Below are 13,914 nucleotides of genomic sequence, written 5' to 3' on the forward strand. Positions count from 1 at the left end.
TCCTTATCCAGTCAAAGTCAATCGGTTAAGTTCGCGGAATTTACCTCTAACCATTGAGCCTGAGAATCTTGATTTTCTTGGTCAGTTGCCAACCGTTCCATAATTCCCACCACTTCCATCTCAGCAACCTCAAGTAAATAGCCATTTACCAGCAAAAAAGTTGCCATCACCGCAAAAGCAGTTCTTTTATTTCCGTCTATAAATGGATGATTTTTGGCTAAACCATACCCATAAGCTGCCGCTAGTTCAAAAAGACTCGATTGCTCGTAAGTAAATAGATGTCGAGGTCTAGCTAAACTAGCCGAAAGCAAATTTCGCTCTCTAATTTCCGGACTTCCTCCATGTTGAGCAATTTGAGCCGCATGGATAGCTTTCGCAATATCTTCAGATATCCAAAGCGGTTCGCTCATTTGGCTAACTCCCGCAAAGCATTTTTATATTTTTCGCTAATTATCTTGTAAGCCTTCATCGCTTTTTCAAACTCCGGATTGCCAGTCGTTAGTTGCATCCCTTCAGGAGTTTCTGTCAGAAACAAACTATCTCCTTCACTGACATTAAGCTGTTTTAAAACTTCTTCAGGCAAAGTAATTACTAGAGAATCGCCCATCTTCTGAATTTTTAGCGTATACATAACAACCTCTCTTGGTATTTTTGGGATTAATTATAGCAAAATTGTTAAATATAGTTCAGTTGATAGCTATCCCGTCGAACCGCCAGGGAATAAATTCCAAGGGCTTTTAGCTAAAGTCCGTTAAAACGGACTGAAGGCAATACGTTCAGAAGATATGGGATCGGACTCTTCATATTAGTCCACGCGAGCGTGGACTTTCGCTATGATCTAGGGAATTGATTCCCTGGCGGGCTATGAACTGGCGCACTATGAACTAATACGCGAGGTCTAACAACCCAAAATTAATCACCCAAACGCCAAAGCGTTCCAGGTTTAATATTCCCTGTGATAGTTGCAATGCCAACTCTACCCCGACGCGACTGTAGAGTCACTTTACTCCCTAAATTTTCCGGCGGACTAACAACAGTAAACAACCTACCCGGAGATGAATTTGCTAAACCTCTGCGGTTTAATCCTCCTAACCACAAAGTAGCTTGATTTCCCTTAATTTCAGTAATCACAGCATTGGCAGGGGGACTGGTAGGATTGAGCAAATAAATCGGTTGCTGACCGTAGCCGCTGCCGACTTTGACTTCATAGGTAGGATTTTGCTCCCACATCTCAGGAATTTGTTGATTGGTATATGCGATCGCCCGATCTGGCGTACAAGTCTGTTCCCAAAGATACTGAATTAAAAGGTAACTAAAAATGCCTGCATCAAAGCCATTAATCGGCATATCTTTGGCAGTTTGATTCCGGTTTGTCGCTGCTAGTACGACTCGCTTAGCAACCCTAGTTTTATAGCCCTTGACAAATTCTTCAGGAGTCATATTTAAGCGAGCCAGCCACTGTTCCTGGTAAGACTTTTCTCAAGGCGAAATTTCTAGCTTAGGCCCACCATCCCGCACTCTTTCTTTAAACTCTGGTCTGGTCGCACTCCCAGAAAAACAACTATCAATAACTGCCGTAAAATTTTCTGTCTTTATCGCCGACATCAACAAAAATAAAGTATGCCCCATAATATCTCTCACTGCACCACCAACTTTGGGATATCCTGGCGGTAAAGTACTATCAACTGGCACTGTCCCGTTTAAATTATTCCCATCCACCCATGAATCAGTCATAATTGGATAAGGATCGCGAACCTGAGAACGATGACCAGAATAGTGAAATACTGCCACATCTCCTGGTTTAGCTTGCTTAATTAAATGTTCTTCAAACGCTGCTAAAATATCTTGACGAGTTGCCTGCCTATCCCTGATAATATAAATATCTTTGGGATTAAATCCAAATCGATAGATGAGCAGATGACGTTGCATCTCTACATCAGTGATACAACCCCTTAAAGGTAAAAATGGATATTGATTAATCCCCACTAATAAAGCAAGTTTACGGCGAGTACTTTGGGCTAAAACTTTACCGTAACGCTCCGCTTTGGGGATCGGGTTTAACTGGCTCAAACCGAGAGTGGCGAGAGTCGTTCCGGCAAATTGGCAAAAGCGACGACGCGATATTTGAGACATAATATCGACTCCTTGATCAAACTAGATTATAGGCTGCGATCCCCCCCTGCCCCCCCTTGGGGAATTGATTTGCTAGGAAAGAATCTAAGCAATTAGCAATTAGCAATTAGCCTTTTCGATTTTGCACCTGGTCGCAAACCCCCGAATTTATGCGTGGAGAATCAGAAAATTCTTCCTTACTGGAATCCCCTGACTCCTATCATGGGGTGTCCCCGCGTCACCGTGTCCTTAGCGTCTTTGCGTCCTCTTCAATCGCCACGAGTATCCTGCAAGGGAAGGGGGCAGGATTACCGCCCTCTCCACGCCGTCGAGGGTTATATCATTTTCCCGTCTTGATGCTACAGATCCGATCTCCCCTAACCCCGGAGAAAAAAAGCGATCCCCCTCACATCCCCCTTTTTAAGGGAACAGGGGGATGTGAGGGGGGAACCGAAGAAGTTAAAGTCCCCCTTTTTAAGGGGGATTTAGGCGGATCTGTTAGAGATTGAAGGGAAAACGGTATGAGGGGCATAGGTATCCCTTGTAGTATTGAGAGTGACAGTTTCCCGATTGGTTGCGATCGCCTGGTTCAAAAGTCCAGAATTCAAGCGAGTAAGGGCTATTTTCCAGTCAGATGACTTAGTGTCATAACATCCGCATATTCACGCATCCGGGTGATTTGCAATGGATTTAGATACATTATGACTGAAATATCAGTAATACTACTGGGGTGCATTCTCAAAATCAATCGGTAATAGCCAATGGGTAATTGGTAGTAGGTAATAGGGGTGCAAAGAGCCAATACCCAAGACCCATGAACGATAACGGTTTATAAATCAAGCAGGTAATTCATGTATTCCACCTACAGTAACGAAGCCCTTAGGCTTGTGCCAAAACAACCCAGTATTCAAACCCAACAGTTAGAAGACGCTGCTAGTACTAATTTGAAGCCTATTTCCCTGTTGCAAGCCGTTTTGGAAGGCTTTATTGACGGCATTTTGATTCTGACAGAACATGGGGAATGCCTTCATGCCAATCAGTGTGCCACAAGGATTTGCGAGCAACTGCATCCAGGAAATTCACAAGCTAACTCGATTCCAGAAGAAATTTGGCATGTTTGCCAGTCATTAATCGAAAGTCGCGACTTATTTCCGACTCAAAAAATGATAATTGAGTCGGAAATTACCAAAGGCGATTCCGTCGCATTTCGCGTTCGCGTGCGGTGGCTTAAATTAGAACAAATCAAGCGTCCTTGCCTGTTGGTGACGTTAGAAGATCGATATCAGTCGCTCCAAAGGATGGTGACTACCGATGTCCACAAATACGGCTTAACTCCCCGCGAAGCCGAGGTGTGGTTACTTTATCGAGCCAATTACTCATATAAAGAAATTGCGGATGAACTGTTCATCACCCTCAACACGGTAAAGAAACACATGAAAAACATTCATGCCAAGCGAAAAGCTATCTGCAATTTTGCGCAAGACTGAACACTTTGCCGGAGATTTCCTCGCTTGGTTAACGGCGATTTAGGGCATCTTGGATTCGTCGTTCCAGCGCCGGGTCGGATTGCCGCCTGCGCGTAATCGCATTGAAGCTTTCATTGGTTAAACCATTCTTTTTAACAATGTTCTCAGCCTCGTCGCAGTAGCGAGCGGCAATATCGCGGGCGCGTCCGGCGGGCAGGGCGTCGAGGCTTCCAGGTCTTTGGTTACAAACAAACGAGGGAACTTCTCCGCCAATGATTCCCTTAATTTCGTTATAGGCGCGTTGACGACTGGACTCAATCTCTCTAGCTGCTTGAACGTAGCGATCGATCTCATCCTCGCTTTGCGCCAAGGCGCTGGAACGAAAGGCAAAACTAGGGGAACTCAAAGACCACTCAACAGTCACCCCGGAAAGCAAACCCCAGGTGGAGAGAACTCCCACAATCAGAGATTGGGATAGTATCCGATTCAACATGGGTCGAGCAATAGGACGGCAATTATTGGACATAATGGTTCGAGAGGGATAACAACCATATCAACTGGCTGTATTTTTTGAACTATTTTAGGGGAGTAAAGTTCCTGAGTTATCAGTAGTCAGTGGTGTAGGGGCGCACTTTGACCAAAAATTTGGCATACAAGCCCCGTCGTTCTACGACGGCTTTATTGTATTATGGGTAGTGGTCAACGACCCACCTAGTTTTGCAGTCGATATACTACCGACGGCGGTGTGAAACCGAGCCTGAAACAAAATAGGGAAGCCAAACAGTCAATAGTTTATAATCTACACTTCGAGGCATAAGTCAAAAATTTGTGGCATTTTTCAACCATACATAAGTCGCGGGTGGGCTATCCGAGACTCTAAACCCACGTGGAAGCAAGTGTCAGACTACAGTAGTAGCAGTTTGCGCTCAACCGTCAACCCGCCCTTACTCTCTTGAATGGTAGGAATCTCCGTACCTTCAGCTCCCAGAGGATGTCAACAACCATCAATGCCCAAATCGACAGTTGCAGGACTTACCCACGACGAGAAAAGAAACTTTGGTGAGACCTCGATCTCTGGTTGCCAAACCAACGATTTTTTAGAGAAACCGGGAACTTGCGCGTAACTCCTAAGTTGATCTCAACTCGCCAGACAGTAGTTGGTGGTTTTTTTCGTAACTATTGACTACGGACGACGGACAGTCCTCAAAATTTGGCAAAGTTCGATAACTTTGGCAATTAGGGTGGTTTTTGCTGCCGATCCCTGCTTGAGGCTGACTTCTAAGTCTAGCAGGATGGGCAAGGTTTTCTGGAGTTGGTGCAAGCTGATAGACTGGACTTCCTTTAACAGGATGTAGACGCGCTTGGGGTTCGGCACTTCGGCGGCTTTTGCGATCGCCATTTCATCCCGAATTCCCTCTGCTGTCATCAGCTTCACCCACAACCAAGTGCGAAATCGTCCGATAATTGTAGCCGCAATTACCAAGGGTGGTTCGTTACGCGCGATTAAATCCTCGACTAAGGCTAATGCGCGTCCTGTATCCCCCTCGCGAATCGCGTCTGCTAGTTTGAAGCTATTTTGAGTATTCGCCGTTACCAAGGCGGCAACAACCTCCGCACTTAAAGTTTTTTGGGTACTATCGGCGTAAAGCTGCAACTTTCTCAGTTCGCTATCTTGCAGTCGCGTATCGTTCCCCACTGCGTCCACCAACAGATCGATCCCTTCTGGCGTCAGCTTCACCCCCAGATCGAACGCCGCTTGCTTTACCTGCTGGGCAAGTAGGTCTTCTTTCCAGGGCGGAATTAAGGAAAACTCTTTAATTTCCGCATGTTTTTGCAGCAGTTTGGTAGATTTAAGCCGACCATCCGGTTTATTGCGCGTCGTCAGCAAAACGACGGATGTGTCGGGTAGGGCAGAGAATGTGCTATCTAATTGGGCCAACAGCGCTTCGGAACACTGCTGACATACCGTCGTATCGCACAACCAAACCAAACGCCTTTGAGCTCCAAACGGGGGCGTCATGGCTTGATTTAAACCCTCAATTACCCCCTCTGGTCGCTCCGCCGCAATTTTGTCATAGTTAAAGCTAGCCCATTGGGGATCGATAACCGATTCGCGCAATTTGTCAACCGCTTTGTGCAGCGCAAAATCATCTTCCCCCCAGTAAAAGTAAATTGCCATAGTCCGTAAGGATTCAAAACCTCGTTCTTCTTTGCTAAACTGTGATTCGTATAAGATTTGGGCATTTTTTTGCATCGGCTTCCCAGTTTTGCAGAAAAACAGCTTCTAAAAATAAACGGCATTTCCATAGCGCCCAACTTTAAAATCAAGTTAGCACGCGAGGCAATCTAGGGTGGACGATAACTATCCAACTTACTTAAACCGAGTCGCCAGGATGACGCAGCCGGAAACTTATAGGTTCCAAGTACAGCACGTTCAGGAATCTTCAAAGTTTGAACCGCGTCCAGAGGGTGGCAGGCAAGCTGTACCTTTTCCTGGGTATACATTGATTACCCCGCCTTGGGAAGATGAGTCAAAAAACGAGGATTTTTATACAAATTTGAAGGCTTGTCAAGAGCAAATCGCGCAGCAGATTGACCCTGGGTTAATCGTTCCCCTGCCTCCATCTAGCTTTCATCTCACTTTAGCCGATTTGATTTGGGACGATGCTTACCGTCACGCTACAGGGGAAAAACCTGATTTTGAACCGCATCTGCGCCATACTATCGACCAAATCTTAAAACAGTCCCAGCCTTTGGTCAGCGGTGGAAACCCGATTCGATGGCAGCTGTTGGGACTAATCGTCATGCCCAGAGCCTTGGGGGTAAGTCTTGTGCCAGCGGACGAGCAATCTTACGATCGCATTGTAAAATTACGTCGGGCGCTCTATCAAACTCCCGATTTAATCGCTTTGGGGATCGAACAGCAGTACGGCTTCACCGCCCACGTCACCCTTGGCTATTTTGGCGATATCCCTTCCAATCTCGATAGCGATCGCCTCAGCAATCTTTTTTCCGATTTGAACCTCCAATGGCTCGATAATCCCCAAGAAATCTTGGTACACCGCGCCGAACTTCGCAAGTTTGACGATATGACTCGCTACTATCGCGAACCTGACTGGCCTGTATTAGAATTTTAGATTTTAGATTGGGGGAATTGCAGGCCAGAAACCCGGTTTAGACCGTCGATCTCTTCCAAACAAACGATTTTTCGTACAAACCGGGAATATGAGCGTAAGTCCACATAATCTAAAATCGAAACTCTAAAATCCAAAATTTTCATGAGTTCTCTCAATCACCCAATTCTGGAACAAAGTTTTGCCATCATCGACCAAGAAATCGGCGAACATAACTTTAGTCCAGCCGAGTACGCGATTGTCCGGCGAGTGATTCACAGTACGGCTGACTTCGAGTTTAAGCACCTGATTCGGTTCAGTCCAGGAGCGATCCCAGCAGCAATAACTGCCCTCCAGCAAGGCGTGCCTATTGTTACAGATGTGGCAATGGTTGAAAAAGGGGTTGCCGGTATGGTCGCCAAAACCTTTAACAACCCCGTCATCTGTGCCGTTGATGCAGCAGGCGTTGCACTTACCGGCAAAACTCGCACCGAAACCGGATTACTCGAATGCTGGCAGAAATTCCCCCAAGCAATTTTTGTCTTCGGCAATGCGCCTACGGCTCTGCTGGCGCTGTGTACTGAGTTGAAGTTGGCACCCGTATCACCGGCTTTGGTAATTGGCGCACCCGTTGGCTTTGTTTCCGTGGTCGAGTCCAAAGCAGTCCTGGCGCAAACTCCAGTACCCCAAATTCGCGTTGCAGGGCGCAAAGGCGGTTCTCCCGTTGCATCTGCCATCCTTAATGGTTTAATAGTTCTGGCTTGGGAAAACGCTAATGGTTAATGGCTAATTGCTAATTGCTAATCGCTAATTGCTAATTGTGCAGCTCGTTAACTACGAGTTGGAAATCAAAGCTTTTTACTATTAGCCATTAGGCATTAGCCATTAGCCACGATCAAATTATGACGGTACATGTAGTTGGAATTGGCTTGGATGGCGCTGCTGGACTGACTGCAGAGGTGCAGCACCTGGTATTACAGGCGACGCTATTGGTGGGGAGCGATCGCCACCTGGACTATTTCCCCCATCACCCCGCTAGACGCATCGTTCTGAACGATTTTACCCCGGCGATTCGGGAAATTCGCCGCCGCATAGAAACCGGCAACACCTGCAGCATTGTAGTATTAGTCTCTGGCGATCCGCTGTTTTTTGGTTTGGGGCGTCTGCTGCTGTTGCAATTACCCCCAGAAGAGTTGGTGTTTCATCCCCATCTCAGTTCGGTTCAATTGGCGTTTAACCGCATTAAGGTACCTTGGCAAGATGCCCGATTTGTTAGCGCCCACGGACGTTCTTTTGACGAGTTGACGCAAGCGCTACAGCAGGGTGCGGGCAAGATTGCCGTATTAACCGACGATACCCGCACTCCCAATGCGATCGCTCGCCTGCTGGAAGTTTTAGATCTATCGATTTACTACGATTTCTGGGTGTGCGAAAATTTGGGCGGTAACGAGGAGCGCGTCAGGTGTTTATCGATATCAGAGGTATTAAATCAAACCTTTGCCCCGCTGAATGTGGTAGTTTTACTGCGTCGAGAGTCTCTGAGCGATCAAGAAGAGGACATTTTGCCCTTACCCAATTTAGCATCTCTACCGATGCTGGGGTTACCCGATGGCAGCTTTTTGAGTTTTAGCGATCGCCCAGGATTGATCACCAAACGGGAAGTCCGCACGTTAGTTTTGGGAGAATTATCCCTCGCAGACAAACAAACTATCTGGGATATTGGGGCAGGTACGGGATCGGTTTCGATTGAAATTGCCCGCTTATTTCCAACTTCCCGAGTTTATGCCATAGAAAAAACCGCCGCCGGTACCGCCCTGATCGAGAAAAACTGTCAGCGCTTTCAAGTGAAAAATATTATTTCTATCCACGGAAGCGCCCCAGAAATTTTATACCGCTTACCCGCCCCCGACCGCATTTTTATTGGCGGTAGCGGCGGCAATTTGAGTAAAATTCTCAGTTTTTGTGGGGGTAACTTAGCTCCTGATGGATCGATTGTACTAGCCTTGGCAACCGTGGAACATCTGAGTGAGGCGGTAAAATGGGCGAACGATCGCAATTGGAATTACCACCTCCTGCAAGTCCAACTATCGAGATCCGTTTCTGTAGGGCAGCTAACGCGCTTTTCCCCCCTCAATCCAGTCACAATTTTAACCGCCAAGCGGTTTTAGATTTTACTCCCTTCCCAGTAAAATATTACTACTTCTTCTCTCTTCTTCCTTGGCGTTCTTGGCTTCTTGGCGGTTCAATAAAATTTTTCGGACACCGAAGCGAGTAGATTCAATTCCATTATCCACACAACCGCTGCGGTTCCCAACAAACACAAAATACCCACTGCACCCGCTAAAGGTTTCCCTGCCAAACCTGTTATCCAAACAGATGCGTTACCAGTGTATTTTATCAACCCAGCCGCCTCAATACTAGCGAGTCCCCATATCCAACCTGCGTGGAGTCCCCAAGCTAAACCTAGATCCCCGACCTCACACAACCTCGCTAATACCAGTACCATTCCCATGAGCCACAATCCTGGTATTTGGGGCAAGGTTTCTCGAATTTCCCAAACCAGATGCAGAACAGCAAAAATCAGACTGGAAATTGCTGCTGCCACCCAAAGTGTAGCTGTGGGTTTAACCAGCATCTCTGCGGAAACAGCAGAGGCTTCTTTAAACCCGCCCCCCATTAGTGAGTTCAAAAGGAAGCCCCGAAAAATTAATTCCTCGGTGCCACCAATCCACAATCCCAGCAATAAAGTCGGCAACCAAACCGATTTCAGTTGCCGCCAGTTTGACTGCTGCCAACTAATCCAGCCCAGCGCCCATTCTATGCCAAATATAACGACCAAGCTGATTACGGCTAAGCCGAACCCCAACCCTAAAGAAACTAAAACAACAGGGTTTGGCGGCAAGCCGTAAGTTGAAAAAGATCCCCCCTCTACCCCAGCAATTCCCCACAATAATATGGGCGCTATCAGGTAAAGCGAAGCCAATAAAGGCAGCTTTTGCTCTGCTGCCAATGGCTTTGGCGGGTGCCAATTAATCGCCAGCGCAATTGCGATCGCTATCGGTAACCAGCACCCTACCCAGGCTATGAAAAAACATACTACCCGCAACATTGGGTGCGCCTGGGTAAAAAACAACAAAAGCGAACTAGCTGCCCGGTCAAACAAGGTCATCGCAACAGCCGCAACAGCTTTGATTTCGTTGACAGCAAGCATGGGCGAAAAAGGCATCCGATTGCCCTCTCTAGCTTGGTGTCAGTCAATTGAGTTGACACTCCCCCAGACAACTCAGGGGGATTCTTGGTCGCTCAAACCAGCTTGCCGTGACAGAATTACTCGAATTCCCACGCTATATAAACCAAGGCTGGCGAATTTTATTCTTCTTCTTCGTCAGAGTCTTCGTCAGAGTCGTCTACTACTTTACCGTTGGTAGAGCTTTTATCGCTGTCAACCTGAATCAGGTGGATGTGCTTGTAGCCCAGCTTGATTTCAAATTCATCACCAGGCTTTAATCCCATTGCCTCGGTGTAGGTTGAACCGATAACAATCTGACCATTTTTATGGACGCTTACGCGGTAGGTCGGTTCGCGACCGCGACCATCTTTTGGTCCTTCTGGACTGAGAGGAATGCCTCTTGCTGCCAGAACGGCATCATAAAAATCGGTCAGATTGACTCGTGTCTGGCTGTTTTTGGTTACGGTGTAGTACCCGCAGCGCTTTGCTGTTTCGCGGCGGGGCAAGTGGGAGAGTTCTTTTACTTTTTGAAGCAGAGCCTTTCCTGTTAATGCAGTCGGTGTTGATTCACTCATCGTTTTTGGAAATATCCAGTTTTAGGTAACTTAATAAAGTCGCACATGCCCAGATGGGCCTTATAAAGAATATATCGTTAAATCTGCTATTTTTGACAAGTGTTTTTGAGAATTTTCACCGTGACTAAAAAGCTGGATTACCCAGGGCAATTTCCGGAAGTACATCCAAGGCCAATCTGGCAATCAACACACAAGGGTCGCCGGGGTACTTACCACAAAAAAGATCGCTCTGCTACAGAATTTTTAAAGAAATGTCTACCAGGGGTTGTACAAGCGATCGCACCGTTGTATGGCTCCAGCCATTTTTTGATCGGTACTGACCTTAGGGTTGCCAGATGTGAGCGACTTGGCTGATGGAGAAATCTATCTTACAGGATATTTGCTGGCATTTGATCGATTGATCTTTTTCATCTCGCTACAGGGGAATAAGGGGTGATTCCCCCTCCCAGGTAAGATGATGGGGCGTAAAGGTGATGGGGAATCTGACTTTTCGGTGCAACAGATGAGGGATGTTAGGGAGATGAAGCAGAATTTTTTCCCATCTTCCCCCGCTGCGGGATCTTCCCCAGCTTTAAAGATGCCCGGAAAAGTTAAGATATCCCCACCAGCCTAATCAGCCTATCTCCCTACTTAAAACTCAGCAAATTAAGTACAGATAGCTTAAAACGAGTCCCTCGCAACAGGGAGCGTCAACCGGGAAAACGGCGCTGTCCTTAGCTTTTGTAGCGATGTTCGGCCTTAAACTGGAAGTGGTGATAGTTTTGTCGTCACCAGATCCCGCCACCCATGTTGAAACGACCCGCTGGCTTTGAGCGACACTTAAGAGCAGGGCAGGTTTAGATTTCGAGACAAAGGTTCCAGAAAATGCAAGTTTTTTTTAAGATTTTACGGCAGAGTCAAAACAGCGAGCCTTGGATTCAAACTTATACCCTGGATGTCGATCCAGGCAATACAATCCTGGATTGCCTCAATCGGATTAAGTGGGAGCAAGATGGAAGTTTAGCATTTCGCAAAAATTGCCGCAATACCATCTGCGGTAGTTGCGCGATGCGGATTAACGGTCGTTCGGCTTTGGCATGTAAGGAAAATGTTGGCAGCGAAATGCAAAGATTGCAACAGTTGCTAGCCGCGTCAAATTCAACTCCAGGTGAAACCCTACCCGAAATTACTGTCGCACCGATGGGCAACATGCCAGTGATTAAGGATCTGGTGGTCGATATGAGTAGCTTTTGGGATAACTTGGAGGCGGTCGATCCTTATGTATCTACGGGTGCTAGGCAAGTTCCAGAGCGCGAGTTTCTCCAAACTCCCCAAGAAAGAGCCAAGTTGGATCAAACGGGTAATTGTATTTTATGCGGTGCTTGTTATTCCGAGTGCAATGCTCGCGAGGTGAATCCCGATTTTGTTGGCCCCCATGCGCTGGCTAAGGCATATCGGATGGTAGCAGACTCTCGCGATGCCCAAACCTCACCTCGTTTAGAAAAATATAACCAAGGGACTGCGGGAGTTTGGGGTTGCACTCGCTGTTATTACTGCAATGCGGTTTGTCCGATGGAGGTCGCCCCAATGGATCAAATCGGTAAAATTAAAAGCGAAATTCTCCATCGCCAGGATTCCCAGGCGAGTCGCTCAATTCGCCACCGTAAGGTATTAATCGATTTGGTTAAAGATGGGGGTTGGATTGACGAACGTCGGTTTGGCTTGCAGGTGGTGGCTAATTCGTTCCGCGATCTCAAGGGATTAATTAGTCTGGGGCCTTTAGGGTTACGAATGCTAGTTCGGGGCAAATTCCCGCTGGGATTTGAGCCTTCACAAGGGGTTGATGCGGTACGCGATCTGATCGAATCGGTGCAAAATCTAGAGCAGCAGTCTCAGCCTCAACCCTAGATTTCAGCTACCTGCCAGAGTCAGCCCATTTTCGCGAACTACTAGGGTGAACTGACCTTCGCCTTCGTTATCAGAGGCGCTGACTCTGATAATATATATGCCAGTGGCAGGTAATTTAACTTTGAGCTTTTCGTCGCTGCTGCCAAGGGACTGAGCATCAGGAGCCAACAGGGACAAACTCGTATCAAGATCGCGACTTTCCAAACTAATCGTCACTGACTGTCCAGCTTGACCTGAAAACCAAAAATCCTTATATTCACCTGAGCGAAGTTCGCCGGTTTTCCATAAAATCAGGCTCTCGCCCCGTAGGTTATAAACTCCTGATTCCCCTGCACTGTGAGAGTTAGCAATTACCCTGTAAGTGCCATCCGATTGCAGTTGGATCCCTATTTCGGCATAAGGGTCACTGCCACCTTGATCCGAGGATAGCTGTACGCCATTCGGGTCGAGCAGAATCAAATAGGGGTCAAATTCCAGGCTTACCATGTCAATTCTGACCCACTGAGAAGCCTTTCCTACAAAGCTGTATGCATCGCAAAGGCTTTGATCCTTACGCAAAATGTTGTCACCGCTACTCAGCCTCCCACTGACAATTGCGCCGTTCAGCACAAGTTGTTGAGGTTCCTGCTGACCAATACAAGCCCATTGCTTCGGAGGTGGTTCTTTTAAGAAAGATTGCACCGTATCTACGGCAATGGCAAAATTAACCCCCACACTATCACGCCGAATACTGGTGTTGACTGCGATCGCTTCCCCCTGACTGTTCAACAGCGGTCCCCCAGAATTGCCGGGATTGAGTGCTGCATCGGTTTGGATTTCTCCATTTTTTCTGTCGATGCGGCTAATAATACCTCTAGTCAGGGACTTGCCAAGATCAAAGGGATAGCCAATCGCAAACACTGGCTGTCCCACCCTGACTGAGTCTATACTACCAAAGCGAATCGTTGGCAAATTCTTTTGTCCCCGAATTTGTAGGAGGGCTAAGTCTGTACCATCAGCTTCTCCAACGGAAATGACATCTGCTATTAACTTACTCTTATCTAGCAGGGTAACAATCACTGTAGCGGCATTCCCTACAACGTGAGCATTCGTTACTACTTTACCGTCTGGGGTGATAATGAAGCCGCTACCAGTGGCGTCAGCAGTCTCTATGCGGACTACCGCCAAACTTGTCTTGCGATATAATTCTTCGCCGATGTCTTCTTGAGCTACGGCACGGTTGGAATAAACCCAGCTAGGGTTTGAGAAAGCAATCTCGTTAATCCCTGTCACGCCAATTGTAGCGACCGTCGTCAAAATTCCCGATACTGCTAGACTCAGTAGTTTCCTTTTCGTTCTTCGGGTGCGGTGCGACTTTTCCTCTAACATATTGACTTATTTCGCCTAATCTGCTATATATAGCTTTCCCCTCCTTAACGTTTAGGAATTAATGCTGAATCAAAAATTTGCTGTTTGAAATCTTTGTTAATAACTCAAGTTGCTAGTTAATAGTTGTGACAGCGGTAATGGGTAATTGGTAATTGGTAATTGGA

The 13,914-nt window shown here is 47.0% G+C and carries 14 protein-coding genes; 5 read left to right on the forward strand and 9 right to left on the reverse strand.

Annotated elements, in window-relative coordinates:
- Positions 1-17: 17 nt before the first annotated feature.
- From ACE1CM_RS31590 to ACE1CM_RS31605, 4 genes are all read right to left on the reverse strand, one after another.
- The gene (locus ACE1CM_RS31590; RefSeq protein WP_374882831.1) at positions 18-410 is read right to left on the reverse strand and encodes a type II toxin-antitoxin system death-on-curing family toxin; all 393 of its coding nucleotides are present in this window, start codon (positions 408-410) and stop codon (positions 18-20) included.
- The gene (locus tag ACE1CM_RS31595; protein WP_374882832.1) at positions 407-631 is read right to left on the reverse strand and encodes an AbrB/MazE/SpoVT family DNA-binding domain-containing protein; all 225 of its coding nucleotides are present in this window, start codon (positions 629-631) and stop codon (positions 407-409) included. Before ACE1CM_RS31595 ends, ACE1CM_RS31590 begins: the two co-directional genes overlap by 4 nt.
- 281 nt (positions 632-912) lie before the next feature.
- Positions 913-1,440 (reverse strand): hypothetical protein, encoded by a 528-nt coding sequence (locus tag ACE1CM_RS31600; RefSeq protein ID WP_374882833.1) that lies wholly within the window; start codon positions 1,438-1,440, stop codon positions 913-915.
- Between the two features lie 39 nt (positions 1,441-1,479).
- Positions 1,480-2,133, reverse strand: a complete 654-nt coding sequence (locus ACE1CM_RS31605; RefSeq protein ID WP_374882834.1) for a caspase family protein — start codon at positions 2,131-2,133, stop codon at positions 1,480-1,482.
- Between the two features lie 830 nt (positions 2,134-2,963).
- Here ACE1CM_RS31605 and ACE1CM_RS31610 point away from each other — a divergent pair.
- The gene (locus ACE1CM_RS31610; RefSeq protein WP_374882835.1) at positions 2,964-3,599 is read left to right on the forward strand and encodes a helix-turn-helix transcriptional regulator; all 636 of its coding nucleotides are present in this window, start codon (positions 2,964-2,966) and stop codon (positions 3,597-3,599) included.
- 28 nt (positions 3,600-3,627) lie between these two features.
- On the opposite strand, the gene ACE1CM_RS31615 is transcribed toward ACE1CM_RS31610, so the two are convergent.
- Entirely contained in the window at positions 3,628-4,104 is a 477-nt protein-coding gene (locus ACE1CM_RS31615; RefSeq protein ID WP_374882836.1) for a DUF4168 domain-containing protein, read from the reverse strand.
- 657 nt (positions 4,105-4,761) lie between these two features.
- The gene (gene holA, locus ACE1CM_RS31620; RefSeq protein WP_374882865.1) at positions 4,762-5,757 is read right to left on the reverse strand and encodes a DNA polymerase III subunit delta; all 996 of its coding nucleotides are present in this window, start codon (positions 5,755-5,757) and stop codon (positions 4,762-4,764) included.
- 172 nt (positions 5,758-5,929) lie between these two features.
- Here holA and ACE1CM_RS31625 point away from each other — a divergent pair, with 172 nt between their 5' ends.
- The 3 genes from ACE1CM_RS31625 to cbiE all read left to right on the forward strand — a co-directional run bounded on the left by ACE1CM_RS31625 (position 5,930) and on the right by cbiE (position 8,859).
- Positions 5,930-6,715: a DUF1868 domain-containing protein gene (locus ACE1CM_RS31625; RefSeq protein ID WP_374882837.1), complete on the forward strand. Its 786-nt coding sequence runs from the start codon at positions 5,930-5,932 to the stop codon at positions 6,713-6,715.
- A gap of 141 nt (positions 6,716-6,856) precedes the next feature.
- Entirely contained in the window at positions 6,857-7,474 is a 618-nt protein-coding gene (locus ACE1CM_RS31630) for a cobalt-precorrin-8X methylmutase (RefSeq protein ID WP_374882838.1), read from the forward strand.
- A gap of 119 nt (positions 7,475-7,593) precedes the next feature.
- Positions 7,594-8,859, forward strand: coding sequence for a precorrin-6y C5,15-methyltransferase (decarboxylating) subunit CbiE (gene cbiE / locus ACE1CM_RS31635; protein ID WP_374882839.1), 1,266 nt, complete (start codon positions 7,594-7,596; stop codon positions 8,857-8,859).
- A 74-nt stretch (positions 8,860-8,933) separates the two neighbouring features.
- Here the strand turns inward: cbiE and ACE1CM_RS31640 are convergent, their stop codons facing one another.
- Both ACE1CM_RS31640 and ACE1CM_RS31645 read right to left on the reverse strand, forming a co-directional pair.
- Positions 8,934-9,917: a type II CAAX prenyl endopeptidase Rce1 family protein gene (locus ACE1CM_RS31640; RefSeq protein WP_374882840.1), complete on the reverse strand. Its 984-nt coding sequence runs from the start codon at positions 9,915-9,917 to the stop codon at positions 8,934-8,936.
- 143 nt (positions 9,918-10,060) lie between these two features.
- The gene (locus ACE1CM_RS31645; protein ID WP_374882841.1) at positions 10,061-10,495 is read right to left on the reverse strand and encodes an AbrB family transcriptional regulator; all 435 of its coding nucleotides are present in this window, start codon (positions 10,493-10,495) and stop codon (positions 10,061-10,063) included.
- Between the two features lie 864 nt (positions 10,496-11,359).
- On the opposite strand from ACE1CM_RS31645, the gene ACE1CM_RS31650 reads away from it, so the two are divergent.
- On the forward strand, positions 11,360-12,382 hold the full coding sequence (locus ACE1CM_RS31650; protein WP_374882842.1) for a succinate dehydrogenase/fumarate reductase iron-sulfur subunit: 1,023 nt from the start codon (positions 11,360-11,362) through the stop codon (positions 12,380-12,382).
- A gap of 3 nt (positions 12,383-12,385) precedes the next feature.
- On the opposite strand, the gene ACE1CM_RS31655 is transcribed toward ACE1CM_RS31650, so the two are convergent.
- Entirely contained in the window at positions 12,386-13,750 is a 1,365-nt protein-coding gene (locus tag ACE1CM_RS31655) for a trypsin-like peptidase domain-containing protein (RefSeq protein WP_374882843.1), read from the reverse strand.
- Between the last annotated feature and the right edge of the window lie 164 nt (positions 13,751-13,914).

It is taken from the genome of Microseira sp. BLCC-F43, assembly GCF_041929235.1.
Classification (GTDB): domain Bacteria; phylum Cyanobacteriota; class Cyanobacteriia; order Cyanobacteriales; family Aerosakkonemataceae; genus Microseira.

Excerpts from the sequence above, each read along its gene's own strand:
- ACE1CM_RS31615 (WP_374882836.1), bottom strand. The coding sequence starts at position 4,104 with ATGTCCAATAATTGCCGTCCTATTGCTCGACCCATGTTGAATCGGATA.
- ACE1CM_RS31590 (WP_374882831.1), bottom strand. The coding sequence starts at position 410 with ATGAGCGAACCGCTTTGGATATCTGAAGATATTGCGAAAGCTATCCAT.
- ACE1CM_RS31610 (WP_374882835.1), top strand. The coding sequence starts at position 2,964 with ATGTATTCCACCTACAGTAACGAAGCCCTTAGGCTTGTGCCAAAACAA.
- ACE1CM_RS31600 (WP_374882833.1), bottom strand. The coding sequence starts at position 1,440 with ATGACTCCTGAAGAATTTGTCAAGGGCTATAAAACTAGGGTTGCTAAG.
- ACE1CM_RS31630 (WP_374882838.1), top strand. The coding sequence starts at position 6,857 with ATGAGTTCTCTCAATCACCCAATTCTGGAACAAAGTTTTGCCATCATC.
- ACE1CM_RS31640 (WP_374882840.1), bottom strand. The coding sequence starts at position 9,917 with ATGCCTTTTTCGCCCATGCTTGCTGTCAACGAAATCAAAGCTGTTGCG.
- ACE1CM_RS31650 (WP_374882842.1), top strand. The coding sequence starts at position 11,360 with ATGCAAGTTTTTTTTAAGATTTTACGGCAGAGTCAAAACAGCGAGCCT.
- ACE1CM_RS31655 (WP_374882843.1), bottom strand. The coding sequence starts at position 13,750 with ATGTTAGAGGAAAAGTCGCACCGCACCCGAAGAACGAAAAGGAAACTA.
- ACE1CM_RS31645 (WP_374882841.1), bottom strand. The coding sequence starts at position 10,495 with ATGAGTGAATCAACACCGACTGCATTAACAGGAAAGGCTCTGCTTCAA.
- ACE1CM_RS31595 (WP_374882832.1), bottom strand. The coding sequence starts at position 631 with ATGTATACGCTAAAAATTCAGAAGATGGGCGATTCTCTAGTAATTACT.
- holA (WP_374882865.1), bottom strand. The coding sequence starts at position 5,757 with ATGGCAATTTACTTTTACTGGGGGGAAGATGATTTTGCGCTGCACAAA.
- ACE1CM_RS31605 (WP_374882834.1), bottom strand. The coding sequence starts at position 2,133 with ATGTCTCAAATATCGCGTCGTCGCTTTTGCCAATTTGCCGGAACGACT.
- cbiE (WP_374882839.1), top strand. The coding sequence starts at position 7,594 with ATGACGGTACATGTAGTTGGAATTGGCTTGGATGGCGCTGCTGGACTG.